25 protein-coding genes and 1 tRNA gene are annotated in these 25,412 nt (G+C 56.7%); 19 read left to right on the top strand and 7 right to left on the bottom strand.

Features of this window, described 5'->3' with window-relative positions; translation table 11 throughout:
- Positions 1 to 105 precede the first annotated feature (105 nt).
- Positions 106 to 182: transfer RNA gene (locus BKP64_RS13360), tRNA-Arg, on the bottom strand.
- Positions 183 to 273: 91 nt separating this feature from the next.
- Positions 274 to 819, bottom strand: a complete 546-nt coding sequence (locus BKP64_RS13355) for a YaeQ family protein (protein ID WP_070970968.1) — start codon at positions 817 to 819, stop codon at positions 274 to 276.
- A 75-nt stretch (positions 820 to 894) separates the two neighbouring features.
- Between BKP64_RS13355 and BKP64_RS13350 the strand changes: the two genes are divergently transcribed.
- The 12 genes from BKP64_RS13350 to BKP64_RS13295 all read left to right on the top strand — a co-directional run bounded on the left by BKP64_RS13350 (position 895) and on the right by BKP64_RS13295 (position 12,298).
- A complete protein-coding gene (locus tag BKP64_RS13350; protein WP_070970965.1) occupies positions 895 to 1,254 on the top strand; it encodes a CidA/LrgA family protein in 360 nt (119 codons plus the stop codon).
- Complete coding sequence (locus BKP64_RS13345) at positions 1,244 to 1,969, top strand: LrgB family protein (RefSeq protein WP_070970961.1); 726 nt, start codon at positions 1,244 to 1,246, stop codon at positions 1,967 to 1,969. The genes BKP64_RS13350 and BKP64_RS13345 overlap by 11 nt, the downstream gene beginning before the upstream one ends.
- A gap of 156 nt (positions 1,970 to 2,125) precedes the next feature.
- Complete coding sequence (locus BKP64_RS13340; protein WP_070970958.1) at positions 2,126 to 3,688, top strand: ABC transporter substrate-binding protein; 1,563 nt, start codon at positions 2,126 to 2,128, stop codon at positions 3,686 to 3,688.
- A 76-nt stretch (positions 3,689 to 3,764) separates the two neighbouring features.
- Positions 3,765 to 4,814: an ABC transporter permease gene (locus tag BKP64_RS13335; protein WP_070970950.1), complete on the top strand. Its 1,050-nt coding sequence runs from the start codon at positions 3,765 to 3,767 to the stop codon at positions 4,812 to 4,814.
- Positions 4,811 to 5,743, top strand: coding sequence for an ABC transporter permease (locus tag BKP64_RS13330; RefSeq protein ID WP_070970947.1), 933 nt, complete (start codon positions 4,811 to 4,813; stop codon positions 5,741 to 5,743). Before BKP64_RS13335 ends, BKP64_RS13330 begins: the two co-directional genes overlap by 4 nt.
- A gap of 4 nt (positions 5,744 to 5,747) precedes the next feature.
- Complete coding sequence (locus BKP64_RS13325; RefSeq protein WP_070970944.1) at positions 5,748 to 6,746, top strand: ABC transporter ATP-binding protein; 999 nt, start codon at positions 5,748 to 5,750, stop codon at positions 6,744 to 6,746.
- On the top strand, positions 6,743 to 7,750 hold the full coding sequence (locus tag BKP64_RS13320; protein ID WP_070970941.1) for an ABC transporter ATP-binding protein: 1,008 nt from the start codon (positions 6,743 to 6,745) through the stop codon (positions 7,748 to 7,750). Before BKP64_RS13325 ends, BKP64_RS13320 begins: the two co-directional genes overlap by 4 nt.
- Positions 7,751 to 7,808: 58 nt before the next feature.
- Complete coding sequence (locus BKP64_RS13315) at positions 7,809 to 8,723, top strand: LysR family transcriptional regulator (RefSeq protein ID WP_070970938.1); 915 nt, start codon at positions 7,809 to 7,811, stop codon at positions 8,721 to 8,723.
- Positions 8,716 to 10,008 carry a Xaa-Pro dipeptidase gene (gene pepQ / locus BKP64_RS13310; protein ID WP_070970935.1) on the top strand — a complete coding sequence of 431 codons (1,293 nt, stop codon included), beginning with the start codon at positions 8,716 to 8,718 and terminating at the stop codon, positions 10,006 to 10,008. Before BKP64_RS13315 ends, pepQ begins: the two co-directional genes overlap by 8 nt.
- A 96-nt stretch (positions 10,009 to 10,104) precedes the next feature.
- Entirely contained in the window at positions 10,105 to 10,311 is a 207-nt protein-coding gene (locus BKP64_RS13305; protein WP_070970932.1) for a bacterioferritin-associated ferredoxin, read from the top strand.
- A gap of 142 nt (positions 10,312 to 10,453) precedes the next feature.
- A complete protein-coding gene (gene bfr, locus BKP64_RS13300; protein ID WP_070970929.1) occupies positions 10,454 to 10,930 on the top strand; it encodes a bacterioferritin in 477 nt (158 codons plus the stop codon).
- 9 nt (positions 10,931 to 10,939) lie between these two features.
- Positions 10,940 to 12,298: a phosphohexomutase domain-containing protein gene (locus BKP64_RS13295; protein ID WP_070970926.1), complete on the top strand. Its 1,359-nt coding sequence runs from the start codon at positions 10,940 to 10,942 to the stop codon at positions 12,296 to 12,298.
- A gap of 168 nt (positions 12,299 to 12,466) precedes the next feature.
- Here BKP64_RS13295 and BKP64_RS13290 read toward each other — a convergent pair whose 3' ends face one another.
- A complete protein-coding gene (locus tag BKP64_RS13290) occupies positions 12,467 to 13,591 on the bottom strand; it encodes a phospholipase A (protein ID WP_070970923.1) in 1,125 nt (374 codons plus the stop codon).
- 9 nt (positions 13,592 to 13,600) lie between these two features.
- Positions 13,601 to 13,939, bottom strand: coding sequence for a hypothetical protein (locus BKP64_RS13285; RefSeq protein WP_070970920.1), 339 nt, complete (start codon positions 13,937 to 13,939; stop codon positions 13,601 to 13,603).
- Positions 13,940 to 14,140: 201 nt separating this feature from the next.
- Here BKP64_RS13285 and BKP64_RS13280 point away from each other — a divergent pair, with 201 nt between their 5' ends.
- Positions 14,141 to 14,554: a c-type cytochrome gene (locus BKP64_RS13280; protein ID WP_070970917.1), complete on the top strand. Its 414-nt coding sequence runs from the start codon at positions 14,141 to 14,143 to the stop codon at positions 14,552 to 14,554.
- 52 nt (positions 14,555 to 14,606) lie between these two features.
- Here BKP64_RS13280 and rep read toward each other — a convergent pair whose 3' ends face one another.
- Positions 14,607 to 16,625 carry a DNA helicase Rep gene (gene rep, locus BKP64_RS13275; RefSeq protein WP_070970914.1) on the bottom strand — a complete coding sequence of 673 codons (2,019 nt, stop codon included), beginning with the start codon at positions 16,623 to 16,625 and terminating at the stop codon, positions 14,607 to 14,609.
- Positions 16,626 to 16,769: 144 nt separating this feature from the next.
- Between rep and BKP64_RS13270 the strand changes: the two genes are divergently transcribed.
- The 4 genes from BKP64_RS13270 (at position 16,770) to rmf (ending at position 22,862) form a co-directional block, all read left to right on the top strand.
- Positions 16,770 to 18,506 carry an EAL domain-containing protein gene (locus tag BKP64_RS13270; protein ID WP_070970912.1) on the top strand — a complete coding sequence of 579 codons (1,737 nt, stop codon included), beginning with the start codon at positions 16,770 to 16,772 and terminating at the stop codon, positions 18,504 to 18,506.
- Positions 18,507 to 18,559: 53 nt separating this feature from the next.
- Positions 18,560 to 20,902 (top strand): Tex family protein, encoded by a 2,343-nt coding sequence (locus BKP64_RS13265; RefSeq protein ID WP_070970909.1) that lies wholly within the window; start codon positions 18,560 to 18,562, stop codon positions 20,900 to 20,902.
- A 68-nt stretch (positions 20,903 to 20,970) separates the two neighbouring features.
- The gene (gene gshA / locus BKP64_RS13260) at positions 20,971 to 22,530 is read left to right on the top strand and encodes a glutamate--cysteine ligase (RefSeq protein ID WP_070970906.1); all 1,560 of its coding nucleotides are present in this window, start codon (positions 20,971 to 20,973) and stop codon (positions 22,528 to 22,530) included.
- Positions 22,531 to 22,643: 113 nt separating this feature from the next.
- Positions 22,644 to 22,862: a ribosome modulation factor gene (gene rmf / locus BKP64_RS13255; protein ID WP_070970903.1), complete on the top strand. Its 219-nt coding sequence runs from the start codon at positions 22,644 to 22,646 to the stop codon at positions 22,860 to 22,862.
- 17 nt (positions 22,863 to 22,879) lie between these two features.
- Here rmf and BKP64_RS13250 read toward each other — a convergent pair whose 3' ends face one another.
- Positions 22,880 to 23,326 carry a flagellar basal body-associated FliL family protein gene (locus tag BKP64_RS13250; protein WP_070973685.1) on the bottom strand — a complete coding sequence of 149 codons (447 nt, stop codon included), beginning with the start codon at positions 23,324 to 23,326 and terminating at the stop codon, positions 22,880 to 22,882.
- A 128-nt stretch (positions 23,327 to 23,454) separates the two neighbouring features.
- On the opposite strand from BKP64_RS13250, the gene BKP64_RS13245 reads away from it, so the two are divergent.
- Positions 23,455 to 23,961: a disulfide bond formation protein B gene (locus BKP64_RS13245; RefSeq protein ID WP_070970900.1), complete on the top strand. Its 507-nt coding sequence runs from the start codon at positions 23,455 to 23,457 to the stop codon at positions 23,959 to 23,961.
- Positions 23,962 to 24,063: 102 nt separating this feature from the next.
- Entirely contained in the window at positions 24,064 to 24,543 is a 480-nt protein-coding gene (locus BKP64_RS13240; RefSeq protein WP_070970897.1) for an Rsd/AlgQ family anti-sigma factor, read from the top strand.
- A gap of 81 nt (positions 24,544 to 24,624) precedes the next feature.
- Here the strand turns inward: BKP64_RS13240 and BKP64_RS13235 are convergent, their stop codons facing one another.
- Positions 24,625 to 25,356: an FKBP-type peptidyl-prolyl cis-trans isomerase gene (locus BKP64_RS13235; RefSeq protein ID WP_070970894.1), complete on the bottom strand. Its 732-nt coding sequence runs from the start codon at positions 25,354 to 25,356 to the stop codon at positions 24,625 to 24,627.
- Positions 25,357 to 25,412: the final 56 nt, after the last annotated feature.

Below are 25,412 nucleotides of genomic sequence, written 5' to 3'. Positions count from 1 at the left end.
CTGATATGCATAGGTGAGGTTTTTGATCCGCGGAAAATATCGCCATACAGGTTGGACACAGACAAACAAAAAAGGCCTGCGTTTTCACGCAAGCCTTTGAAATAATGGCCCGCCCGAGAGGATTCGAACCTCTGACCTCTGCCTCCGGAGGGCAGCGCTCTATCCAGCTGAGCTACGGGCGGAACGAAAATCAGCAGTGGTGTGCCGATTTCGAGTGCGCAATCTTACGTGCGAAGCGGGTCGCTGTCCAGCCCCTGAAGGCAAGTCCAGCCATCAGTTTTGGGGTAGTCGCTGATCGGGAGTTATCGCCACCAGATTGTTGTCGTTGCTGAAAGTCACTTCGCCATCCTGGATGGTCACCTGGAAGCTCATGGAGCGGTCGGCGAGCTCGGCCAGGGCCTCGGTGCTGTCGCCGGGCAGGTGGACGATCGTGAGGTTGTCGAAACGCTCCAGTTTGCCGTGGTGTTTGTCCCACCAGACGGGAAAGGCGCGGTCGCCATACGTATAAAGGATCACTTTGCCAGCGCGGTTGCAGGCTTTTCTTATTCGGTCTTCTTCGGGTAAGCCCAGTTCAATCCACAATTCAATCTCGCCGGTCAGGTCTTTCTGCCACAGCTCGGGCTCATCATCAGTGCTCAGTCCCTTGGTGAATTCCAGGGTGTCGCTGGCATTCAGAGCGAAGGCGAGCAGCCGGATCATCACGCGCAGGTCGGTTTCCGACGGGTGTTGGGCGATGGTCAAATGATGATCCGCGTAATAGTGGCGGTCCATGTCAGCGATGTTGAGCGTCACCTTGAGTATGGTTGCTTTGAGCGCCATGGGCTTCCTGCATTAGTATCGAGATAGTGGTTTGGGCTAGTGTAATGCAATTCTTTCCCGGGTGAGTGTAAACGCATGCCGATGTTGCGTGGTTTTCTGGTTCTGGTGTTGTTTTTTATTCTTGGCGAGTCTGTGCGTCTGCTTCTGGCGCTGCCAGTGAGTGGCGGCGTGCTGGGGATGGTGGTCATGACCTTCACGCTGATGGTCAAGGGCAGTGTCAGTGATGACCTGGCTTTGGCCAGCCAGGGCCTGATATCGGTGCTTGTGCTTTTGATCATGCCGGGAGTTGTCGGTGTGTTTTTTACCGCCGATCAGTTCTCGGGGCAGTGGCTGGCGGTTGCGGCGGCTTTGCTTCTGGGCACCTTTCTGAGTGTGCTGACCACTTTATTGTTGATGAAGTTGGTGACGGCCAGGGGAGTAAGCGATCGTGAGTGAACTCTTCGCCCGCTTCCAGACGTTGCCGGATACGCTTGCCGCCACTCCGATCTTGGCGATCGGTTTAACCCTGGGTGCCTTCTTCGCCGGCAACTGGCTGTTCTCACGCATTGGTCGGCCTTTGTGGCTGCCGCCAGTGGTCCTGTCGGCGTGTCTGTTATCCGGCGTCATTGCCGTTCTGGCGGTGGACTACCAGGATTACCAACAAGGTGCGCGCTGGCTGACGGTATTGTTGGGTCCTGCCACTGTTGCCCTCGGGATTCCCTTGTACCAGCAGATGCACCATATCCGTGCCATGTGGCGCCCGATTGTGGTCACCCTGCCGATTGCGGCCACCATGGCTGCGGTTTATGCCGTCGTGATTGGCTGGGCGCTGGGGGCGACACCGGAGGTGCTGGCCTCGCTGGCGCCCAAGTCGGTAACCGCTCCCATCGCCATCGGTATTACCGAGCAGTTGGGTGGCTCGGTGCCCCTGATGATGGGTGGGCTTCTGATCACCGGCGTGGTGGCAACCCTCTTCGTTGACCTGCTCGCACGGCTTTTGCCTGTTAAAGACGAGAGGATTCTAGGCTTTGCCCTGGGGCTGAACGGCCATGCTATCGGCACCGCGCGTGCGTTTGAGATAAGCCACACGGCCGGCGCATTCGCTTCTCTGGGAATGGGGCTGACCGGGGTGTTCACGGCGTTGATTCTGCCTCTGGTTTTTCATCTGTAACACCCGCCCCAATTAAGGTCATTCACTTCACGAATAACCCCATGTTGCAATTTCGATTGCTGTTACGGGATTCCCCGACTAGTTTTTAGCGCATACATCTGGAGCGAATTTGCGCCGATGTGCCGTAAAATTCTTAAAACAGCGACGGAAAACGCGATGAAGAAACTACTGACAGCTTTTGTTGGTTCCATGGCCCTGGCCGCCGCCCCGATGGCGATGTCTGCCGAGGCGAACAAGGAACTGAAGATGGCGTATGACGCCGACCCCGTGACACTGGATATCCATGAACAGCTTTCCGGTGGCATGTTGCAGTTAAGCCACATGACCTTTGATCCATTGTTGCGCTGGACCAAAGACCTTGGCTTCGAGCCCCGTTTGGCCGAGAGCTGGGCGCGCATTGATGAGAACACCATGCGCTTCAAGCTGCGCGAAGGTGTGAAGTTTCACTCCGGCAATGAGCTCACCACGAAGGATGTGAAATTCACCTTCGACCGCCTGAAGCAGAGCCAGGATTTCAAGGCGATTTTCAAGCCGTTCAGCGGTATCAATGTTGTTGACGATTACACGTTTGAGCTGGTGACCAGTGAGCCATACCCGCTGCTGCTCAACACCGCGACCTATATCTTCCCGATGGACAGCGAGTTCTACACCGGTAAAACCGAAGACGGCAAGGACAAGAGTGCGATCACCAAGCACGGCAATTCCTATGCGTCCGAGCATCTTTCTGGTACCGGCCCCTACGTTGTCACCGAACGCCAGCAAGGTGTCCGCGTTGAGTTTGAGCGGTTTGACGACTATTGGGATACGGCTTCTCCGGGCAATGTCGGCAAAATCGTTCTGACGCCGATCAAGGAGAATAATACCCGCGTATCTGCTCTGTTGTCTGGCGGCGTGGATTTCATCGCACCGGTACCTCCGACCGACCTGGACCGTATCCGTCGCGACAAAAACGCCGACCTGGTCACCATGAGCGGCACCCGCATCATTCTGTTTCATATGAACCAGGATCGCGTTGAAGCGTTCAAGAACCCTAAGGTTCGTCAGGCCGTTGCCTACGCGATCAACCAGGAAGGCATTGCCGCCAAGATCATGAAGGGCTTTGCCACTCCGGCTGCCCAGATGTCACCTGCGGGCTACCAGGGCCATAACGAGTCCCTCAAGCCCCGGTTTGATGTGGCCAAGGCTCAGCAGTTGATGAAAGAAGCCGGTTATGAAGACGGTTTCACCATCACCATGATGGCGCCGAACAATCGCTACGTGAATGACGACAAGATCGCTCAGGCAGTGGCAGCCATGCTGGCCCGCATTAACATCAAAGTGGATCTGAAAACACTGCCGAAGGCCCAGTACTGGCCTGAGTACGACGATCGTGCCGGGGACATGATGATGATTGGCTGGCACGCGGATACCGAAGACTCTGCCAACTTCTACGAGTTCCTGACCTTCTGTCCGGATGCAGACAGTGGTGCCGGTCAGTACAACGCGGGTAACTACTGCAATTCGGAAATCGATGCTCTGGTGAACAAGGCCAACGTTGAAACCGATCTGGACAAGCGGACCGCGATGCTGCAGGAAGTCGAGCAGCGACTCTATGACGACGCTGCGTTCGTGCCCCTGCACTGGCAGGACCTGGCCTGGGCCAGCAAGAAGAACGTGAAGATCGAGGAGATCCTCAACGTGATGAACTTCCCGTACCTGGGTGACCTGGTCGTGGAGTAACAGCCTCTATGGGCGGGCCGGCCTCGGGAATGCCTGTGGCCGGCCTTTTGTTTGCAGCTTTATCTGGAAATTTTCCATGTTAGCGTTTTTGGTTCAGCGGATATCCCAGGCCTTGCTGGTCATGTTTGTGATCAGTGTGATTGCTTTCGCCATTCAGGATGGTCTTGGTGACCCGCTTCAGCAGATGGTGGGCATGTCTGTCTCCCAGGATGAGCGCGAAGCGATCCGTGAGGAGATGGGCCTGAATGACCCATTGGTGGTGCAGTACCTGCGTTTCGCCACCGCTGCCGTCCAGGGTGACCTGGGCACGTCCTATTTCTATGGTAAACCCACCCTTGAAGTCATTCTCGAACACCTGCCGGCAACGCTGGAGCTGGTGATCGGTGCCAGCCTGATTATCATCGTGTTCTCGGTGCCTATTGGTGTCTATGCCGCGATCCGGCCCCAGGCGTGGCTATCCAAATTCTTTATGGGCGTCAGCACCGTCGGGATTTCCATCCCGGTGTTCCTGACGGCCATTGTGCTGATTCAGCTGTTCTCTATCGGCGTCACCGTGGACGCATTTCCGGCGGAGACCGGTTGGGGCAGTTGGCTGAATAGCGCGTTGTCCACGGAAGGTGGTCTGCCTTCATACGGCCGTGGTGATGACCTGACGCCCTTGTTCGGCACCTGGGAATCCGGCTTTTTCTCCCAGGGTGGCATCCTGCATCTGATTCTGCCCTCTGTTTCCCTGGCATCCATCATGCTGCCGCTGTTTATCCGTCTGATCCGTGCGGAAATGATGGAAGTGCTTCAGAGCGATTACATCCGTTATGCCCGTGCCAAGGGGCTGAGTTCGGCCCGTATCAACTTTCTTCATGCCCTCAAGAACACCATGTTGCCGGTGATTACGGTGGGCGGTGTGCAGATTGGCATCATGGTGGCTTACACCATCCTCACGGAAACCGTGTTCCAGTGGCCGGGTGTCGGGCTGATGTTCCTGGAGGCAATCACCCGCAGTGATATCCCCCTGATTGTGGCTTACCTGATGGTGGTGGGTCTGATTTTCGTAATTACCAACACGTTGGTGGACCTGGTCTACGGACTGGTGAACCCCACGGTAAAACTGACAGGTAAGAAAGCATGACGACGGCGACTCTTTCACGCTGGGATCGCTTTCGCGAGTCCTTCCTATGGTACAGCTTCAAACGCGACAAAGTGGCCATTGCCAGCTTTGTGGTCCTGTTGCTAATGGTGTTGGCGGCGATTTTCGCGCCTTTGCTGGCGCCTGCGAACCCTTATGATCTGGCCCAGATCAACATCATGAACTCGGAATTGCCGCCTGCGGGAATGGACGGGGCTGATCCGGCGTTTCCACTGGGGACAGACGCCCAGGGTCGTGACCTGCTTTCCACCATTCTCTATGGCACCCGCGTCTCCCTGCTGATCGGCTTTGGCGCTGTTGTACTCCAGGCCGCGCTGGGGATTCTGTTCGGGTTGCTGGCGGGTTACCTCGGGGGTCGGGTGGATGCCGTCCTGATGCGGATCGCCGATGTTCAGCTGTCCTTCTCTACCCTGATGGTTGCGATCATAGTAGGCGCAGTGTTCAAGGCCAGCTTTGGCAACCTGATGTTCGGTGAGATTGCCATCTACATGCTGATTTTCATCATCGGCGTGGCCGAGTGGCCCCAGATTGCCCGAACAGTCAGGGCGTCGGTGCTTGCCGAGAAGAAAAAGGAATACGTGGACGCAGCCAAGGTGATGGGCTTCCGGACCGGCCGGATCATGTTTCGGCACATTCTGCCCAACACCCTGTCACCGATCTTCGTTATCGGCACCGTCCAGATTGCCAACGCCATCATTTCCGAGGCGGCGCTGTCGTTCCTTGGCCTTGGTATGCCGGAGACCCAGCCGTCTCTGGGGTCATTGATCAAGTCCGGCTTCGATTACATCCAGAGTGGTTCCTGGTGGATTACCCTGATTCCCGGCCTTGTGCTGGTGGTGCTCGTGCTGGTCATTAACCTTTTGGGTGACTGGTTGCGGGATGTAATGAACCCACGGCTGTATAAGGGGTAACACCATGTCATTGCTGGAAGTAAAAGATCTTGATGTCCGGTTTGCGGTGCGCGGCGGTGACCTTACGGCTCTTCGCGGCATCAGCTTCAGTCTCGATAAGGGCGAACGCCTCGGCCTCGTTGGCGAATCCGGTGCGGGCAAGTCTGTGGCGGCCTTCTCCATCCTCAACCTGATTGCCCGGCCCGGATACATTGCCGGTGGCCAGATTCTGTTTGAAGGCAAAGACCTGGCCGCCATGAGCGAGCGGGAGTTGCGGAGAATTCGTGGCAACCGCATTGCTATGATTTTCCAGGACCCGATGATGACCCTGAACCCGGTGCTGACCATCGGTACGCAGATGGTGGAAGCCATCAAGGCCCATCGCAGGATCAGCACCAAAGACGCACGTAACATTGCCCTGGACAAGCTGCGAAAGGTTCAGATCCCGTCTCCGGAAAAGCGCCTGGACCAGTACCCCCACGAGCTGTCCGGCGGGATGCGACAGCGGGTGATTATTGCTATTGCGCTGCTGCTGGACCCGGAAATCATCGTTGCCGACGAACCCACCACGGCGCTGGATGTGACCATTCAGGCCGAAATCATGGCCTTGCTGCTGGAGTTGTGCGAGCAGGAAAACGTTGCGCTCATGCTGATTACCCACGACCTGGGCGTCGTCTCTCAGGTGACCCAGCGCATGCTGGTCATGTATTCGGGAAGAATTATCGAGCAGGGCCCGACTCGGGAAATTATCAACGATGCCCAGCATCCTTACACCCAAGGGCTGATCAACGCGCTGCCGCAAATGGGCGAGCCCGGCGAGCGGCTGTTCCAGATTCCCGGCGCCATGCCATCCCTGAAGAATGTACCCACGGGCTGTCCATTTCACCCCCGCTGTTCATTTGCGACGGACCAGTGTAAGCGCGCCATGCCGGACTATGTCCTCTCCGGGAATGTGAATGTGGCCTGTTATGAGGTCAGTAATCTGATAGAACAGGAGAAACGCATGCAGGAGGTGGAATCGTGACCTCCCCCCTGGTAGATATCCGCGGGCTTGAGAAGAAGTTTGATCTTTCCGGTAGCCTGCTTGAGCAGATCTCGTTTAAAGCTGGCCGGTTTCACCGAAAGCAGGAAGCCGTGCATGCCATCAATGGTGTGGATCTGCAGGTACAGAAGGGCGAGGCGCTGTGTGTGGTCGGGGAATCCGGCTGTGGTAAGTCGACTGTGGCGCGGACCGTCATGGGTTTGCTGTCCCCGACGGCTGGCGAGATCCATTACGGCGGCCAGCGCATCGACAACCTCGATGGCAAGAGCGTGCTGCCGTACCGTCGCAAGATGCAGATGATTTTCCAGAACCCCTACGCGTCCCTGAATCCGCGCATGACCATCCAGCAGACGCTGGAAGAACCCATCCGGTTTCATCAGCCGGAGGCGTCGCAAATACAGGTTCGCGACAAGGTTCATGAGGTTATGCACTCCGTGGGCATCGATCCCGACTGGGGCAGTCGCTTTGGTCACGAGTTCTCAGGGGGGCAGCGTCAGCGTATTGCCATCGCCCGGGCGCTGGCGGTCGATCCGGAATTCATTGTTGCAGATGAGCCGATTTCGGCGCTGGACGTCTCCATCCAGGCCCAGGTTCTGAATCTGCTGATGGATGCTCAGGAAAGTCGCAACCTGACCTACCTGTTCATCACCCATGACCTGGCCGTGGTAGAGCATTTCGGAACCCGGGTAGCGGTAATGTATCTTGGGCGCGTGTGCGAGCTGGCGGACACCAAAACCCTGTTCAGTACGCCAAGGCACCCATACACCCAAGCACTGTTGTCGGCCATTCCCAAGCTTGCTGACGATCGTCCCAGCCACATCCGCCTGCAAGGCGAGGTGCCGACCCCGGTTCAGCTACCGTCCGGTTGCGTGTTCCACGGTCGCTGCCCATACGCCAACGAGCGTTGCCGCCAGGAGATACCGGAATTGATAAACACCGACGGTACTCAGGTGGCTTGCCATGCCGTAGAAGAGGGGCGGTTGTAACGGGGTTGCTGCAATGAGCTATGATGCCTGCAGTTAACCGCTCAGCCTTGGGGAGTCCATGGAAATACGCTGGCTTGAAGACTTCATGGCGCTGGCACGAACGCGCCATTTCTCACGTGCGGCTGAACTGCAGCACGTGAGTCAGCCGACGTTCAGTCGGCGTATCAAGCTTCTCGAAGAAGCTATGGGCGCCACCCTGATCAATCGCCAGACCCTGCCGCTCTCGCTGACGCCTGCGGGCGAAGTTTTTGTGGACCTTTGTGAGCGGGTGACCCGTGATGTGCGTGAAACCAAGGACCGCATCCATGACATGGAAGCGGAGGCGTCGGCGCGAATCAGTGTCGGTTCTACCCAGGGATTGTTTTCCCACTTTTATCAGGGCTGGGCGCAGCGTGCCGGCGTGGCGGAGCGGCTGCAGCTGAATCTCAAGGCCACCAATTGGGTGGGTGAGCAGTTTCTGGATGCCCTCGATAACGGTGACTGCGATCTGGTGCTGTGTTACTGGCACCAGGATTTGCCCTGGGGAGAGCGGTTGACCCGGGAACGTTATGAATCGATCACGCTGGCCCGGGAATCACTGGTGCCCGTGAGTGTGGCGGACGAGGGTGGCCAGCCGCGGTTTGGCCTGCCAGGTAGTACCGAGCAACCAGTGCCGTTGATCGCCTATCATCCACGCGGGTTTCTGCAGTCAGCCATTGAGGCCCACCTGAGTCGCAAGAAGGTGTCAGCAAACCTGCTGCCACTGAACGAGAACACCCAGTCAGCGAGTATCAAGGCCCTGGTCAAACAGGGCTTCGGGATGGGCTGGCTGCCGCAGCGTATGACGGAAAAAAGCGAACAATTCGGAAGTCTGGCGCGGGCCGGTGGCGAACAGTGGGACGTGGCCCTGGAGATCCGTCTGATCCGTTTGCACGAGCCACGCTCCGACGATCTTTTAACACTCTGGAAAACATTGGAAAGCCAAGATGCCTGATACCGAGTTATTGTCGCTCCAGAGGGATCACATCCAGATACTCCAGCAACGCTACGAACAGGTGCTGGTGGCTCATGGATACGACAGCCTGTTAGTCAGCGCCGGGGCCGCTCCGATGCGTTACGGCGATGACCAGTCCTGGCATTTTCAGGGCTACGGACCGTTCCTGCACTGGACCGGCCTTGCCGGCCAGGAGCACAGCTGGCTGCTGATTCGGCCGGGTCAGGTGCCGATCCTGTGGTTGTATCAGCCAGTGGATTTCTGGCACGCGAACCTGGACTTGCCTGAAGAGCCCTGGCATCAGGCTGTTGAAATACATTTCAGGGAGCAGCAGTGCGCCCCTCCCATGGCGTTGACTGGCAAGCTGGCAGTTATTGGCGATCCTGCGCTCCTGGCCAAGGTGGGGGGCGAACACAATCCGGCGGATTTGCTGGCGGACCTCGACGAAACCCGGGTGCACAAGACGCCTTACGAGATCGCTTGCCTGGCCCGCGCCAATGAGATTGCCATGCTCGGGCATAAAGCCGCACGGGATGCCTTCCTGGCTGGCGGGAGTGAGTTTGAGGTCAGTCTGGCCTATCAGCGCGCTACCCGTCAGCGTGAGGCGGAGGCGCCCTACCACAGCATTATCGGTGTTAACGAGCACGCGGGAACCCTGCACTATCAGTATTACGACACCGAGGCGCCGGCCCGTTCCCGCAGTCTTCTGATTGACGCCGGCGTGCGTTTTCGGGGTTATTGTTCGGATATTACCCGAACCACACCCGCTGCCGGCGAGGGCCGTTTTTCAGCGCTGGTGCAGGGCCTTGAGCAACTGCAGCGCCGCCTGTGCAAGATGGTGGCACCGGGCGTGGACTACGTGGCCATACACCGCAAGACCCATGAAGGGATTGCGGCCCTGTTGAACGCGGCGGGTGTGGTGTCGGGCCTTGATGACGCCACTCTGATTGAGCGGGGGATCACCCGCGCGTTTTTCCCCCATGGAATAGGACATTTTCTGGGAATTCTGGTGCATGATGTCGCAGGTAAGCGCCAGCCGTCACCTGCGGATGCACCGTTTCTGCGCCTGACTCGCACCTTGGAGCCGGGTATGGTGGTCACCATCGAGCCGGGCTTTTACCTGATACCGTCCCTGCTTGATCCGTTGCTGAGTGGCCCTCTGGGCGACCACTTCAATCACGCTGTGATTGATGAATTGCGGGGCTGCGGCGGGATTCGTATAGAGGACAATGTGGTGGTCACCGGTGACGGCGCAACGAACCTGACCCGTGAGGCCGGTGGCTGAAACCCCCTTTGAACAAATTTAACGCAATGGGTTGCATTTCTGGACGCGAATAGCAATAATTATCACTAACATTGGTATCGTTAGTGAGAAAGCCTTATGTATGTCTGCCTTTGCCATGGAGTCACCGACCGGGAAATCCGCGAAGCGGCCGAAAATGGTGTAACGTCCATGCGCCAGCTCGGCAAAGAGATGGGGGTGGGCCGGCAGTGCGGCCGCTGCGCCAGCATGGCGCGGGAAATTCTCAAGGAGAGCAGGTCCCCGGATTACCTGGCGTTGGCCAATTTACTGGCTCAGCCCGCCTAGGCCGGTCCTCAGAAAACCTGTTGTTTGTAAGCCGGCGTTGATGCCGGCTTTGTTGTATTTGTTTCCTCCCTGCAATTTTTTATTGAACTATAACCGGCTATCCTTGGTGATAGTCTTCAAACCTCATCAAGGGAGCCCTGCCATGAAAGGCGACAAAAAGGTCATCCAGTACCTCAATAAAGTCCTCGCCAATGAGCTGACCGCCATCAACCAGTATTTTCTCCATTCCCGTATGTATAAGGATTGGGGTATCGCCAGGCTGGCGGCCAAGGAATATGAAGAATCCATTGATGAAATGAAGCACGCCGATCAGCTGATTGAGCGCATTCTGTTTCTGGAGGGCCTGCCCAACCTGCAGGACCTCAACAAGCTGTTGATCGGAGAGAATGTGGAAGAAATGATCTCCTGCGATCTCAAGCTGGAACAGATTGCCCATTCCGATCTGAAGGAGGCTGTGGCTTATTGCGAGGAAGTCCAGGACTACACCAGTCGTCAGTTATTCCGCAGTATCCTCGACAGCGAAGAAGAACACATCGACTGGCTGGAAACCCAGCTGGAAATGATCGCTCAGATGGGCATCCAGAACTACGTCCAGCTTCAATCAACTGCTTCGGAGTAAGCCCAGACAATGGACCTGTCCTGTTTCAAAGCCTATGACCTGCGTGGTCGTGTTCCCGACCAACTGAATCCGGCCCTGGCAGAGCGTATCGGCCGCGCCTATGTGGAAATTACCGGGGCGAAGAAAGTCATCGTTGGATATGACATCCGCCTGTCCAGCCCGGAAATTGCAGAAGCTCTGAGTTCCGGGCTGATGGCGGCGGGTGCGGACGTCTTCGATATCGGCCTGTGTGGCACCGAAATGGTGTACTTTGCCACCAGCCACTATGGCATGGACGGTGGCATCATGGTCACAGCCAGCCACAACCCGAAAGATCACAACGGCATGAAAATGGTGGGGCCCGAGTCTCGCCCCATCAGTTCAGACAACGGACTGAACGATATTCGTGACCGGGTGCCCGAGCCTTTCACTAACGCCTCCGAACAGGGCCGTTATGAACCACTCGAAACAATGAGTGCCTATATAGACCACTTGTTGGGCTATATAGATGCCAGTTCGCTGAATCCGCTGACCATCGTATGTAATGCTGGAAATGGCGGTGCCGGCCTGGTGATTGACGAACTTGAGCAACATCTGCCGTTCGAATTTGTGAAAGTGCATCATGAGCCGAATGGTTATTTTCCCAATGGAGTACCCAACCCGATCCTGCCGGAGAACCGGTCGGCGACTGCCGATGCCGTGGTCGAGCAGGGCGCGGCCATGGGTATCGCCTGGGACGGCGATTATGATCGTTGTTTTTTCTTCGATGAAAATGGCCGTTTTATCGAGGGTTACTACATCGTTGGCCTGCTGGCGGACCAGTTCCTGCGCAAAACCGGTGGCGGCAAAGTCATTCATGACCCGCGTCTGACCTGGAATACCCTGGACCTGGTAAAAGCCGCCGGTGGCGAAGCCATCGAAAGCAAAACCGGCCATGCCTTCATCAAACAGCGCATGCGCGATGAAGACGCGGTCTATGGCGGCGAAATGAGCGCACACCATTACTTCCGGGATTTCGCCTACTGCGACAGCGGCATGATTCCCTGGTTGCTGGTGGCTGAGCGCCTGTGCCAGTCCGGCCAGACCCTGTCCTCCCTGATCGACGCCCGAATCGAAGCCTACCCGGCCAGCGGTGAGATCAACCGCACCATTGCGGACCCCGCCAAGGTGATCGCAGCAATCGAAGCCAAGTACAGCGTGGGCGCGAAGAAAGTTAGCCACGTGGATGGCGTCAGCATTGAGTTCGACAACTGGCGCTTCAATCTCCGGATGTCCAACACCGAGCCGGTTGTGCGGTTAAACGTGGAATCCCGCGCGGATATCCCGCTGATGGAAGCCAAAACCGAAGAATTACTGACTGAAATGCAGAGGTTGGATGACGAGGGATAACAACAAGGTTTAACGCCACAAGCTTGGGGCGAGGGGGCAGGAAGGGCGTTCAGAAACTGTGCGGAGCCACGGATGGAGGAGCTCAAGCGCCACAGGGATGTGCCGCAAGGAGCGGGTTTCTGAACGCCCTTCCTGTTTCCTCAACCTTCACCCTAGCTACAAAGGTTTTCAGAGCCAGTCGTTCAGCATAATCCCGATACCAAACCGCTCGATCCGGTGGTTATAGTCGATCAGACTCTCTCCATACCCGTTGTAGTACTGGAAAAAGCCCTTCACCGTGTCTCCCATCGGAAAGCTGTACCCGAACTCCACCGACATCTTGTTGTCGTCTGAGCGCAAATTGTTCATCAGGTTCAGGGAAAATGTGCGGTCCTCACTCAGCTTGTAAACGGTCGTATAGTTCGCATAGCCAAGATAGCGCTCAATGTCAGCGTTGTCGTCTTCGCTGTTTTCCGGAATGCGATACCAGGGCTGGACGATGAATAGCCACCGGTCATAGCTGTAAGCCGCTGAGCCCATGATCCGGTTCCAGCTCCGTGACCGGGGTTCCGACTGGCCGTTGGATTGATGATTGAAACCGATAGTGACGCCATTGAGTGTACCTGGGCCGATCCTGAAGTCAGTCTGGTAGCGCAGAAAAATCTCCGGTTCATAATTGGTTTCCCGGAAAGGTGCCGAATCTTCCCGGTTATAGACCTGCCAGTATGACTGCTGGGTGTAACCGAACCAGAGTGTCGTGCGGTCGTCCAGAAAGCCTGTCAGCAGCGGAACCTTGAAACTGATCTGGTATTTGGCTTCCTCTCTCTCCAGTTCATAGTCGTAGACACTGCCGCCCAGTCGCGGACTGTTGGGCGTTGGGTTGGGGTTCTTAACCCAGCTGATTGGCAGGATGTACGTCGGGCGGTGGCCGACAAAACTGCCGGAAAAGGAAAAAACTGCTTTTTCTGCCGCGATATATTGCTCCACGAAGGAGTTCATGACGCCTACGTCACCGTTCTCTTCCTCCGCAAGCTCCTCCAATTGCTCTTCCCTGGGGGGTAAGGCCTCGCCGGCTTGCTCCTGAACGGTTTCGACTTTGTCCGGGCCGGCCTGTTGCTGGGCTTTCTCGGGCTTGAAAACCTTGTCGTAACACGCCAAACGCTGAACGCCATTCTCAACAAGAGCGCAGTTCTCTGCAGAAAGAGGACCGTTGTTATACTTCGCCTTCCGGATTTCCTCGGCACTCACTGAAACCGCGCCCAAAGATACGGTCAGCGACAGGGCCACCATCGGTAGGCAAAAACGGATGTGCATGAGAACTCCTCAGCTGGCGTTGAGGCTTAACCAGGTGTTGGCAATGCCATACATCCAGACGCCGATCAGGGTGATTGCCAATAAAGAAAAAACTACTTTGTGCCTGAAGCGGTTTGATGAATCCGCAGCAGAAACCCAGCGCAGGTACATCAGACCGATAAAACTCAGGAACACACACAGGCTCGCCACCGCCGGTATTATTAACCAGGCTGGGTCGAGTTTGCTGCCAGCGGAGGTGTGGCTGGAGAACCAGCTCATGGAGGCCAGAAGTACGGCAAGCGCCGAAAATTCGGTGATCAACAGCCGCTTGCGCAGCGGATGTGGAGACGGTTTGTCAGGCTGGGGCATGTCGTCGTTCCTGGAGGGCTGGAATGTGAGCGTGACTATGTTAACCGGATTGCTGGATAAACGCCTTTGGACTTACGAAATGGCAATTAAAATGGTTGAAATCAAATTATGATTTTGCCGTTTGGTTTTTTTGCCAGGGTTCAGTCGCTATAATGCGGCAACCGAATATTATAACGCTCTAATGCGAGGTGCATTGTGAAGATGAAGAGAGTCCTGGCTGTCGTGTTGCTTGGTTTCGGCCTTACCGCCGGTGCCGCCCTGGCAAGTGTTGAAGATGAAATTCGCGCGCGTATCGAGCCGGTAGGCAAAGTTTGTGTGCAAGGTGACGAATGCGGCGCCGCTGCGGCACCGACCGAGACTGCCAGCTCCGGCCCGCGTCCGGGCCCGGAAGTATATGACGCTGTGTGTATGGCCTGTCATACCACCGGCGCAGCCGGTGCACCCGTGATAGGCGATACCGCTGCCTGGGCTCCTCGTATCGATAAAGGCCTCGAAACCCTGGTCACCCACGCTCTTAATGGCTTCAATGCGATGCCGGCAAAAGGTGGCTGCGCCAGCTGTCCTGATGAGGAAATTCAGAACGCCGTCGAACACATGGTGTCCCAAAGCAAGTAAGTCCGGTCGTTTTACCTGATTGAAATCCCCCGCTTTACGGGGGGTTTTTCGTTCAGATCCCCAGATCTCCCAACAGTGCACTCAGTGTCGCTTTGCCTTTTTTCTGATTGGCTTCGACATCCAGATCGCCCTGGCCTTCCCATTTCAGGTCGTCTTCCGGCAGCTCGTCCAGAAACCGGCTGGGAATGGTCTCGATCTTTTCGCCGTACTGCCGGCGCGCGGCGGCGTAGGTCAGGGTGAGGGTTTCCCGGGCACGGGTGATACCCACGTACATCAGCCGCCGTTCTTCCTCGATGTTACCTTCCTCGATGCTGCTTCGGTGGGGCAGGATTTCCTCCTCAAGCCCCATAATGAACACGTGGGGGAACTCCAGGCCTTTGGAGGCATGTAAGGTCAGCAGCTGAACCTTGTCGCTGTCGTCTTCTTCCTCGCGCTGTTCCATCATGTCCCGGAGGATCAGTTTGGTGATGGCATCTTCGATGCCGAGCTCATCGGCCGTGCCCTTGCCATCGTCCAGCATGCGCTGGATGGATTCCACCAGGTACCAGATGTTTTCCATCCGTCGTTCAGCCTGTTTGGGCGTGCCCGAGTGCTGATGTAGCCACTCCTCGTATTCAATGTCCGTGAACAGCTGCTTGATCACCGGAATCGGGTCTTCACTGTGCAGACGCTCGCAGGTGGCATCTACCCAGTGCGCGAAGCGGCGCAGGCGGTCCAGGCCCTTTTCGGTGACATGGGTTTCTGCCCCCATGTCACCCAGCGACTTGAACAGGCTGACATTGCGGGCCCGGGCATAGTGGCTCAGCTGCTCCAGAGTGCGCGGGCCAATCTCCCGGCGTGGCACGTTGACCACCCGGAGAAACGCGGCGTCGTCGTCCGGGTTTATCAGCAGGCGCAGGTAGGACATGGCGTCCTTGATCTCGTTTTTGGAGAAAAACGACTGGCCGCCGGAGATCCGGTAGGGGATCTGGTAGGCCTGCAGCTTCATTTCCAGCAGTCGAGCCTGGTGGTTGCCGCGATAGAGTACAGCGAAATCCCGGAATTCCAGACCCTGCTTGAGTTTCTGATCAAGGATCTCGGTTGCCACCCGCTCGGTTTCCGCGTCTTCACTGCGACAGCGGATGATCCGGAGCTCCTCGCCAATGGTATGATCGCTCCAAAGAGCCTTCTCGAACACGTGGGGGTTGTTGGCGATGACCGTGTTGGCACTGCGCAGGATGCGGGCGGTGGAGCGGTAATTCTGCTCAAGTTTGACGATCTTGAGGCTGGGGAAATCTTCCTTGAGTTGCTCCAGATTTTCCGGCCGGGCACCACGCCAGGCGTAGATGGATTGATCGTCGTCACCCACTACGGTAAAAGCGGCGCGTTCGGCCACCAGAAGTTTGACCAGTTCGTACTGGCATACGTTGGTGTCCTGGTACTCATCCACCAGCATGTAGCGAATCTTGCGCCGCCACTTGGACAGAATGTCCGGATTGCTGCGGAACAGTTGCACCGGCAACAGGATGAGGTCGTCGAAATCGACCGCGTTGTAGGCCTTCAGGTACTCGTTGTACTTCTTGTAGATCAGCGCTATGCGCTGTTCCCGTTCGTCCGCAGCTCTGCTTAGAGCTTCTCCCGGACTTCGGAGTGCGTTCTTCCAGGAAGATATGGTCATCTGGACGTCGTTAAGCTCATCGCCGGCATCGGTGCTGCCCTCATGGAGCATCAGGTCCTGAAGCAGTGCCTTGGCATCCGCGGCGTCAAAGATCGAAAATCCGGGGTGGTAGCCGAGATGGGCGTGTTCTTCCCGGATCATGTTCAGGCCAAGGTTGTGAAACGTGGAAACAATCAGGCCACGGGTGAGCTTGCGGTCGACGATGCGGCCAACACGCTCTTTCATCTCGCGGGCCGCCTTGTTGGTAAAGGTCACGGCCGCAATGTGTCGGCCTGGAATGCCCAGGTGCTCAATCAGGTAGGCAATCTTGCGGGTGATGACACTGGTTTTGCCACTGCCCGCGCCGGCCAGTACGAGCAGAGGGCCATCAGCGTAGCGTACCGCTTCACTTTGTCTGGGGTTGAGCTTGTTCACAAATAAGATGCCAGAATGGAACTAAATGGGAGTATTGGACGTCTGGCCTATTCTACACCAGCGTGACTTTCTGTACCTTGAAGATCTATCAGCTATTCTTGATGGAACGGACTTGGTTGTTCACGCACAAATGGACTCTGCTTAATGACATTGCCACTGGAGACGATAAGGCCCAGCCAGTTGCGGCTTTTGGTCCTCGTTCCCGATTATTCGGATTTTCTCTGGCTTAATGCACTATTGGCTGACGACGGCGAATTTGATGCCGATGCCACTTGGTGTCCGGACCTCATCGACTGTGACGACCTCATTCGGAATGCAAGTTTTGATCTTGTCGTCTGGGACTGCGTGTTTCACGGAGGTTCCGAGTCTGCGTTTCTGCAATACCTGGCGGTTGCCAGTAATGAAAAGCCGGTATTGGCCCTGAGCGCCGAATCCTCCGATGAGCGCGCCCCCGAACTCCTGGCCTCTGGCGCGTCCGACTACCTTTCCCGTAACGGGCTGGATCACTGGAGCTTCCGGCGCGCCGTCAAAGGTCTCTGGTATCGCGGGCAACTGTCAGAGTCACCCCACAGTCGGCTCGGCCGTGATGTGGCAACCGGGTTCATTAACCGTGACCTGTTTTTTGATCGGCTGCAACAATCGCTTTTACGAGCAGAGCGGGGCGGTCATCGGCTGGCTTTGCTGCACCTCAATATCGACGATTTCCGAAGTATCAATGAATCCTTTGGTTACCAGAAAAGTGACCAGTTGATGATGAAACTGGCCGAGCGCCTGCGCCACAGTTTGCGACGGGTGGACTCGCTGATGCGCATCGGCGGTGATGAACTGGCCATTATCATCGAAAAGGTGGAAGACTCACTGGATATCACGCAGATCATCCGGAAAGTGGTCGCTGCCCTGGACGAGCCGGTCACCATTGACGGTCAGGCCATTGGGGTTAGTGCCAGTCTGGGAGTGGCCACTTACCCGGAGGCCGGAGACAGCGCCGAAAACCTGTTGCGCCGGGCTAATCGTGCCATGTTTGAGGCGAAGCGGGACCCGGGCACCAGTTATCGCTTTTATGATCGCCAGCTGCACATCTCTGCCGGCTATCAGCTGCGCCTCGAGGCGGACCTGCGTAGCGCGCTGCGGGGCAACGAACTTGAGCTCTATTATCAGCCCCGTATTGATCTGGCTACGGAAGAAGTTCGGGGAGTCGAATGTCTGTTGCGATGGAATCACCCGGAGCGTGGGCTGGTCGGACCTGATGAGTTTATCCCGGTGGCGGAACGCAGTGGCCTGATTGTACCTATCGGTTACTGGGTGATTGAACAGGCCTGTAAACGTTTGCAGGAATCCGCGGAGATGGGCTTTCCCGGCCTGGTTTTTGCGGTCAATCTGTCGTTTCGTCAGTTCCACGATCGCAAGATGACGGAAACGATCTTCCGGATCATCTTCAACGCCAATGTAGACACCAGTTTGCTGGAGCTGGAACTGACCGAAAGTGCCATGATGCACGATCCTGAATACGCCCAGCGGTGCCTTCGGGAGTTGAACCAGCTTGGCATCAGCTTTGCGCTGGATGACTTTGGCACCGGCTTTTCGTCCCTGAGTAACCTGCAGCATCTGCCCATTTCGCTGGTGAAGATTGACAAGAGCTTCGTACAGGATCTGGGCAAGTCTGCCGATGCCGAGCACATCATTCGGGCGATTATCAGTCTGGCCCATAGCCTGCAGATCAGTGTGGTGGCGGAAGGCGTTGAAACCGAGGGTCAGCTTGATTTCCTGCGCCAGCAGCACTGTGACGAGATCCAGGGGTATTACTACGCCCGCCCCATGCCCTGGGCCGACCTTGTGCAATTCCTGAACAACCGCGGACAGTCTGCTTGCCTGCAGCGGTGAGCCGCTGTACCTTTCCCCTTTTATTTGATCCTTATGTTATCAACAGAGGTTGCATGAACAGTATCTCCAGGCGCATCGCCGAAGAGCTCGGCGTACGCGAGCAACAGGTTAATGCCACCGTCGCCCTGCTTGACGAGGGTGCGACCGTCCCGTTTATTGCCCGCTACCGGAAAGAAATTACCGGCTCGCTGGATGACAGCCAGTTGCGAAACCTGGAAGACCGGTTGCGCTACCTGCGCGAACTGGAAGACCGCCGCTCAACCATCCTCAAAAGCATTGAGGAGCAGGGCAAGCTGACCGACGAGTTGCGCGCAAGCATAAACGAGGCCGACGCCAAGAACCGCCTGGAAGACCTTTACCTGCCCTACAAGCCCAAGCGCCGTACCAAGGCACAGATCGCCAGGGAAGCCGGCCTCGAGCCCCTGGCGGATGCATTGTATGACGACCCCACGCTGGATCCGGAAACGACTGCTGCAGCTTACCTCAACAAGGAAGCCGGTATCGAAGATGCCAAGGCCGCCCTGGATGGCGCCCGCTCCATTCTGATGGAGCGGTTTGCCGAGGATGCCGAATTGCTGGGCAGCCTGCGGGATCTCATCTGGCAGGAGGGCCAGCTGAAAGTTTCCGTGATTGAGGGTAAGGAAAGCGAGGGGGCCAAGTTCCGGGATTATTTTGACCATGTGGAGCCGCTGAAAAAAGTACCTTCCCACCGGGTGCTGGCGATTCTCCGTGGCCGTAACGAGGGGGTGCTGACATACGCCATTGTTGTCGGTGACGGCGAAGGCGACCGTCGACAGCCGCATCCGGCGGAGCATCGTATTGCCGCGCGCTGGAATATCCGCGATAACGATCGGCCGGCTGACAAATGGCTATCGGAGGTGGTGCGCTGGACCTGGCGGGTGAAGCTGTCTACCCAGATTGAGACAGATTTGATGGCTCAGGTGCGTGAATCTGCCGAGACTGAGGCCATCAATGTCTTCGCCGCCAACCTGAAGGACCTGTTATTGCTGGCCCCGGCCGGCCCGCGCCCGACCTTGGGGCTGGACCCCGGCTTGCGGACTGGCGTGAAGGTGGCCGTAATCGACGGTACCAGCCAGGTGGTTGGCCATGGCGCCATTTTCCCCCATGCGCCCCGGAATCAGTGGGATCAATCCATTGAACAGCTGGCAGCCTGGTGTCGTGAATACAAGATCGAACTGGTAGCCATTGGCAACGGTACAGCGTCCAGGGAGACGGAAAAGCTGGTAGGCGACCTGTGCAAGCGTTATCCGGAACTGAAACTCGCACGCATTGTGGTTAGTGAGTCCGGCGCTTCCATCTACTCTGCTTCCGAGTTTGCCTCCAGGGAATTGCCGGATCTGGATGTAACCATTCGTGGTGCAGTCTCCATTGCCCGCCGCCTGCAGGACCCGTTGGCGGAACTGGTGAAGATTGAACCGAAGTCTATCGGTGTCGGCCAGTATCAGCACGACGTCTCTCAGGTCCAGTTATCCCGTAGTCTGGATGCCGTGGTCGAGGACTGTGTAAATGGTGTGGGCGTCGACCTGAATACGGCTTCTGTGCCGCTGCTCGCACGGGTGTCCGGCCTCAACCAGAACATCGCCCAGAATATTGTTGATTTCCGCAACCAGAATGGCCTGTTCCATAACCGAAAACAGCTAATGAAGGTGTCGCGGCTGGGTGACCGTACCTTCGAGCAGGCAGCGGGCTTCCTGCGCATTGCCGGTGGCGAGAATCCCCTGGATCGATCCTCTGTGCACCCGGAAGCCTATGGTGTCGTGGAAGCCATCGCGGCAGGGAACCATCGAAATGTGGAAGACATCGTTGGTGATTCTTCGTTTCTGCGTGGTCTGAATCCCCAGGATTACGTAACAGAACAGTTCGGCTTGCCGACTATAAAGGACATTATCTCCGAACTGGAGAAGCCGGGGCGGGACCCTCGGCCGGAGTTTCGCTTTGCCAGCTTTGAGGAGGGGGTGGAAACCCTGAGTGACTTGAAGCCGGGGATGACTCTGGAGGGTTCTGTAACCAACGTTACCAATTTCGGGGCATTCGTGGATATCGGGGTTCACCAGGACGGGCTGGTGCATATTTCGGCGCTGTCCCATACTTTTGTGAAAGATCCCCGGGAAGTGGTGAAAGCAGGGGATATCGTAAAGGTGAAGGTGATGGATGTGGATATTCCCCGGAAGCGGATAGCCTTGTCCATGCGTCTGGACGACCAGCCTGGCGAGAAAGCTGACAACAAGTCAGCCGGTTCGGGGCGCAGCCGTTCCGAGCAAAAAGCGGGCGGCCGTAACGCGCGTCAGTCCGGAAGCGGACAAAAAACACAGCAAGGCGCCATGGCGGGCGCACTGGCCCAAGCCCTGGCCTCGGCCCGCAAGGATAGCCGCTAACCGGTTTTCTATCTTTCCATCAGCCGGCGCCGCTCACGAGGCAGCGCCGGCTGCAGCAGGAGTGCATCATGGCTGAATCCCGCCATTCTGTTTTTCGCCAGTTTGCCGCCAGTGACTGGAACGGCTTTCTGAAAGGGGTCGAGAAGGAAGGCCTGCGGGTTGACCGTAATGGCTTCATTGCCCAAACGCCACATCCCGAAGCCCTCGGTTCTGCGCTGACTCACCCGAGGATTACCACGGATTATTCCGAGTCCCTGCTGGAGCTGATTACCCCCGTTTTCAAAAGCACCTCTGAAATGATGGAGTCGCTGAGGAACACCCACCGCTTTGTCCAGCAGAACCTGGGTGACGAAGTGTTCTGGGCAGCGAGTATGCCCTGCGAACTGGATGGTGATCCCAGTATTCCAATTGCCGAATACGGTTCATCCAATATCGGGCACCTCAAGCACGTTTATCGTCAAGGGCTGGCGGTTCGCTATGGCCGCATGATGCAGAGCATCGCTGGTGCGCACTACAATCTCTCCCTGCCGGACGCTTTCTGGCGGAAATGGCAGGAAATGCTTGGAAACGGGCAAAGCCTGAAAGATTTTAAATCAGATCAGTATTTCTGGCTGATCCGAAACTTCCGCCGGCGCAGCTGGCTGCTGATGCTGTTGTTCGGTGCATCGCCTGCGCTGGATGCAAGTTTTGTGGCCAATGTCCGCCACGACCTCGATCGTTTTGACGACCACACCTTGTACGGAAAAGAAGCGACCTCCTTGCGTATGGGGGACTTGGGCTACCACAATAATGCCCAGGCTTCACTCAACATTTGTTTTAACGAACTGAGCACCTATACCCAGACTCTGGACCGGGCTATTCATACTACCTGGCCGGCCTACGAAGCGATCGGTGCCCGTCAGGGCGAAAAGTTTATCCAGATCAACACCAGTGTGCTTCAGATCGAAAACGAGTACTACAGTGCGGTTCGCCCCAAGCGAACAACCCAGCGCGAGGAGAAACCAATTCAGGCCCTCGAAGCCCGTGGCGTCGAATATATCGAAGTCCGGTGCCTGGATCTGGATCCGTTTTCACCGGTGGGCGTCAATGAGGCCCAGATTGATTTCCTGGATCTGTTTTTGCTTGACTGCCTGCTCACCGACAGCCCGCGCATCGGTGATGCCGAGTGCGAGCGGCTGGATGATAATTACAAAGATGTTGTTGCTCGTGGTCGCAACCGGGAGCTGACACTGTGCCGGAGCGGTCATCGCACCCCTGTCGGGGATGCTGCCAGGGAGCTGCTGGATCAGCTGGAACCGTTGGCCGAACTGCTGGACGGCTGGAACGGCGGTGAGACCTACCGTAACGCTCTGGCCGAGCAAGATAAAAAACTCTCTGGTACCGATGTATGGGCAGTTCCATCGGAGCAGGTTCTGGAGGCTATGCGGAGCTCAGGACTTGGGCATCGAGAGTGGGTGATGGACGTATCCCGTCGTCACCAGGAGACCCTCCGGCAGGAGACACTGGCCCCAGACGTACTGGCGGCGTTCCGCGCAATGACAGCAGAGTCGGTGGCCGAACAAAAACGCATTGAAGAAAACGAAACGCAGTCCTTCGGAGAGTTTCTCAAGGACTATCTGGCCTCCTGACCGGTGTGTCTCACATCCCTTCCGGACCTGACTCACAGAAACTGAATAAAAGTTTGTCAGCTCCCGAGGCGGCTGTTAGTTTTTGTAACAACAGGGACAGGGGGGAAGCCGGCATGGCCAGAGATATCAAACTTGGCTGGGACGTGGAAGCACTGAACAAGGCTTACCGCCAGGGGTACATGGCTTCGTCCATGGGTATGGGCAAAGCCCGGTGCCCATACCGGGGCGACGTGGTTATTGCTGCCTGGGAAGCAGGCTGGGATGACGCGGAACAGGTCACTCGGCAGCAGGAGCGTTTACCCGGTGACGACCTGTTTTCCAGGATCGCCTGAGCGCCGTTCGCGCGCGTTTACTTCTGCACGACAAATTCCGTAAAAAGCACACCGGTGATGGCCTCCCCGGTTTGCTGCTCTTCGAGTACCTGATTGATCCGCTTTTTTGCTTCTTCTCTGAGCGCCTGCTGCCCTTCCATACTTGTTAGTTGATCGGTGTCTGTTTGCTCACCGAACAGCATGACCATCTCATGGCGCAGTCTTGGCATATGGGCGTCAACCGCTGGCCGCGTGGTCGCGCTGGACGCTCGCAGGCTGATTGCCGCCTTCAGATAGGTCACCTTGTTGTCCGGTTTCCCGACATGGGTCACGAAGGCTGGATCCATGGCGATGTAGTCGGTCACGCCGGTTTCCTCAACGGCTTCCTCTTCTTCCAAGTCACCTTCTTGCGCGAACACTGGAAGTGAAAGCAGTGATAACAGAAGGATTGCCAGGGTCAGAACGGGTTTTGGCTGAAGTGTCATAGGCTTGAAGTTGATCATGGTTTAGGGTTTAGTGACGGATCAGCGGCAGGGCCACCGGATGTACGAAAACGAGAATAGCAGGCCCGGTGCGAGTATGCAGTGTCAATTCATGATTCCGAGGTGTTCTTTTGACGAGCAGATGGGTGTTTGGGCTTATTTTCGTGGTTTGTGCCGGCTTACTTGGTGTTGCCTTTTACATGGAGCATGTCATGGGGCTGGAGCCCTGTCCGTTGTGCTGGCTTCAGCGGTTCGGGTTCATGGGGGCGGGGGCGGTCAGCCTGCTGGCGTTTTTACATGGTCCCAAAGGTTTTGGCATACGGATCTACGGCGGATTGCTGGCGGTCACTGCCGGGGCCGGACTGGGAGTGGCTGGGCGCCAGCTCTGGCTCCAGAGTTTGCCTGCTGATCAGGTGCCAGCCTGTGGTCCTTCGGTAGAATATATGCTTGAAGTACTGCCGTTTTTTGAGGTGTTGTCGACTGCTCTGCGGGGCACCGGTGACTGTGCCGAGGTTGTCTGGCGATTCCTGGGGCTCAGCATTCCCGGCTGGACGGCGGTCTTCTTCGCGTTGCTGGTGATTGTTGGCCTGGCTCTGCTGTTTCGCCAGCCAAGGGCAAGAGACTGGATTGCCGGGTGAAACGGTTGCGGTCAACGGGTGGCATGGGGTAACTTGAATCCAATCTGAGAAGAATCAAAACCGAGACTGAAGTTCCGGGCTATCAAACGGAGAAAAGGCGTCATGTTGGAAAATTGCAGAAATGCCAGGGAGCGTTGGGGTGGCGTGAGCGATCTTATCGATCGTTGGCTCAAGGAACGCCAGGAGCTCCTGGTTCACTACTGCGACCTGTCCGGGGAAACTGACTTTTCACAGACTGAAGCCCTGAAGGGAAAGTTCGTGCGCCTGTGCGAGGTTCTGGTGGATTACGTGTCTACCGGGCATTTTGAGATCTACGAACAACTGGTCCGGGAAGCACGCGAGTTTAACGATGGCGGGCTGGAGCTGGCGGCCAAGGTATATCCTCGCATTGAGCAGACCACAGAGGTGGCTCTTAACTTCAATGATCGTCTGGATGGTCGTGAGTTGTCCGAAGAAGACGTCGACGGTTTGTTTCGTGAGTTGTCAAAACTGGGTGAGATGCTGGAAACCCGTTTCGAGATGGAAGATTTTCTGATTGAGCATCTCCACAATGTTCACGCCAGCAAGGTTGCCTCGGCCTGACTGTCTGACATCATTGCAGAAAAAAAGCCTCAGCACCGGTCATCCCGGGCTGAGGCTTTTTTGATGGTCCGTTGCTGCTACTTATTCTGAATCCGCGTTCGCGTCGCTCTGAGGGTTAACGCTCAGCAGCTCCACGTCGAATACCAGCGTTTCGTTGGGGCCGATAGCGCGGTTCCCGCCGGGGCCGTAGGCAAGCTCGGAGGGAATGTAGAACTTGTAGCGTGCGCCTTCGCTCATCAGCTGCAGACCTTCGGTCCAGCCGGGAATGACCTGGTTCAGGGCAAAGGTGACCGGCTCGCCCCGCTCGCGGGAACTGTCAAATACTTCACCGGAGAGTAATTCGCCGGTGTAGTGAACCTCGACGGTATCGGTCGCAGCGGGTTTTTCGCCATCGCCCGCTTCCAGAACTTCATACTGCAATCCGGATTCCGTGGTTTCGACGTCTTCGCGAGCGCCATTCTCGGCCAGGAAGGCAGCACCAGCTTCCTTGTTTTTCTGGGCCAGCTCTTCCACCTGCTTGGTTTGCTCTTCCTGCATCTGCTGCTGATAGGTCATCAGCGCCTTCTGGATTTCCTCGCGGCTCATGCGCTTGGTTTCGTCGTCACCCGCGTGACCATGCTGTATGCCTTGCAGGAACTGATCCATCTCCAGGCCCGGAAGGTCATTGCTCATGCGCTCACCGAGAACCAGGCCCATACCGTAACTGACTTTCTGGTCAGTGGACTCAAGTTTCGGCTGTTCCGGGGCTTCCGGTGGTGTGGAGCAGCCAGCAATCATGCCGGTCATTGCCAGTGCGAGCAGTGTTTTCTTCATTGCTTCATCCTTTAACGTCTTCGCAGGGGCTCTGCCCCCTGAATTTTGGTTTTGAG

Origin of the sequence: Marinobacter salinus, assembly GCF_001854125.1 — a bacterium.
Lineage (GTDB): Bacteria > Pseudomonadota > Gammaproteobacteria > Pseudomonadales > Oleiphilaceae > Marinobacter > Marinobacter salinus.
The sequence above is the reverse complement of the archived record's forward strand: the minus strand, read 5'-3'. Positions and strand labels throughout refer to the sequence as shown.

Bases quoted from the DNA above. Each gene is read 5' to 3' on its own strand.
- BKP64_RS13355 (WP_070970968.1), bottom strand. From the start codon at position 819: ATGGCGCTCAAAGCAACCATACTCAAGGTGACGCTCAACATCGCTGAC.
- BKP64_RS13350 (WP_070970965.1), top strand. From the start codon at position 895: ATGCCGATGTTGCGTGGTTTTCTGGTTCTGGTGTTGTTTTTTATTCTT.
- BKP64_RS13340 (WP_070970958.1), top strand. From the start codon at position 2,126: ATGAAGAAACTACTGACAGCTTTTGTTGGTTCCATGGCCCTGGCCGCC.
- BKP64_RS13335 (WP_070970950.1), top strand. From the start codon at position 3,765: ATGTTAGCGTTTTTGGTTCAGCGGATATCCCAGGCCTTGCTGGTCATG.
- BKP64_RS13330 (WP_070970947.1), top strand. From the start codon at position 4,811: ATGACGACGGCGACTCTTTCACGCTGGGATCGCTTTCGCGAGTCCTTC.
- BKP64_RS13325 (WP_070970944.1), top strand. From the start codon at position 5,748: ATGTCATTGCTGGAAGTAAAAGATCTTGATGTCCGGTTTGCGGTGCGC.
- BKP64_RS13315 (WP_070970938.1), top strand. From the start codon at position 7,809: ATGGAAATACGCTGGCTTGAAGACTTCATGGCGCTGGCACGAACGCGC.
- pepQ (WP_070970935.1), top strand. From the start codon at position 8,716: ATGCCTGATACCGAGTTATTGTCGCTCCAGAGGGATCACATCCAGATA.
- BKP64_RS13305 (WP_070970932.1), top strand. From the start codon at position 10,105: ATGTATGTCTGCCTTTGCCATGGAGTCACCGACCGGGAAATCCGCGAA.
- bfr (WP_070970929.1), top strand. From the start codon at position 10,454: ATGAAAGGCGACAAAAAGGTCATCCAGTACCTCAATAAAGTCCTCGCC.
- BKP64_RS13295 (WP_070970926.1), top strand. From the start codon at position 10,940: ATGGACCTGTCCTGTTTCAAAGCCTATGACCTGCGTGGTCGTGTTCCC.
- BKP64_RS13290 (WP_070970923.1), bottom strand. From the start codon at position 13,591: ATGCACATCCGTTTTTGCCTACCGATGGTGGCCCTGTCGCTGACCGTA.
- BKP64_RS13285 (WP_070970920.1), bottom strand. From the start codon at position 13,939: ATGCCCCAGCCTGACAAACCGTCTCCACATCCGCTGCGCAAGCGGCTG.
- BKP64_RS13280 (WP_070970917.1), top strand. From the start codon at position 14,141: ATGAAGAGAGTCCTGGCTGTCGTGTTGCTTGGTTTCGGCCTTACCGCC.
- BKP64_RS13270 (WP_070970912.1), top strand. From the start codon at position 16,770: ATGACATTGCCACTGGAGACGATAAGGCCCAGCCAGTTGCGGCTTTTG.
- BKP64_RS13265 (WP_070970909.1), top strand. From the start codon at position 18,560: ATGAACAGTATCTCCAGGCGCATCGCCGAAGAGCTCGGCGTACGCGAG.
- gshA (WP_070970906.1), top strand. From the start codon at position 20,971: ATGGCTGAATCCCGCCATTCTGTTTTTCGCCAGTTTGCCGCCAGTGAC.
- rmf (WP_070970903.1), top strand. From the start codon at position 22,644: ATGGCCAGAGATATCAAACTTGGCTGGGACGTGGAAGCACTGAACAAG.
- BKP64_RS13250 (WP_070973685.1), bottom strand. From the start codon at position 23,326: ATGACACTTCAGCCAAAACCCGTTCTGACCCTGGCAATCCTTCTGTTA.
- BKP64_RS13240 (WP_070970897.1), top strand. From the start codon at position 24,064: ATGTTGGAAAATTGCAGAAATGCCAGGGAGCGTTGGGGTGGCGTGAGC.
- BKP64_RS13235 (WP_070970894.1), bottom strand. From the start codon at position 25,356: ATGAAGAAAACACTGCTCGCACTGGCAATGACCGGCATGATTGCTGGC.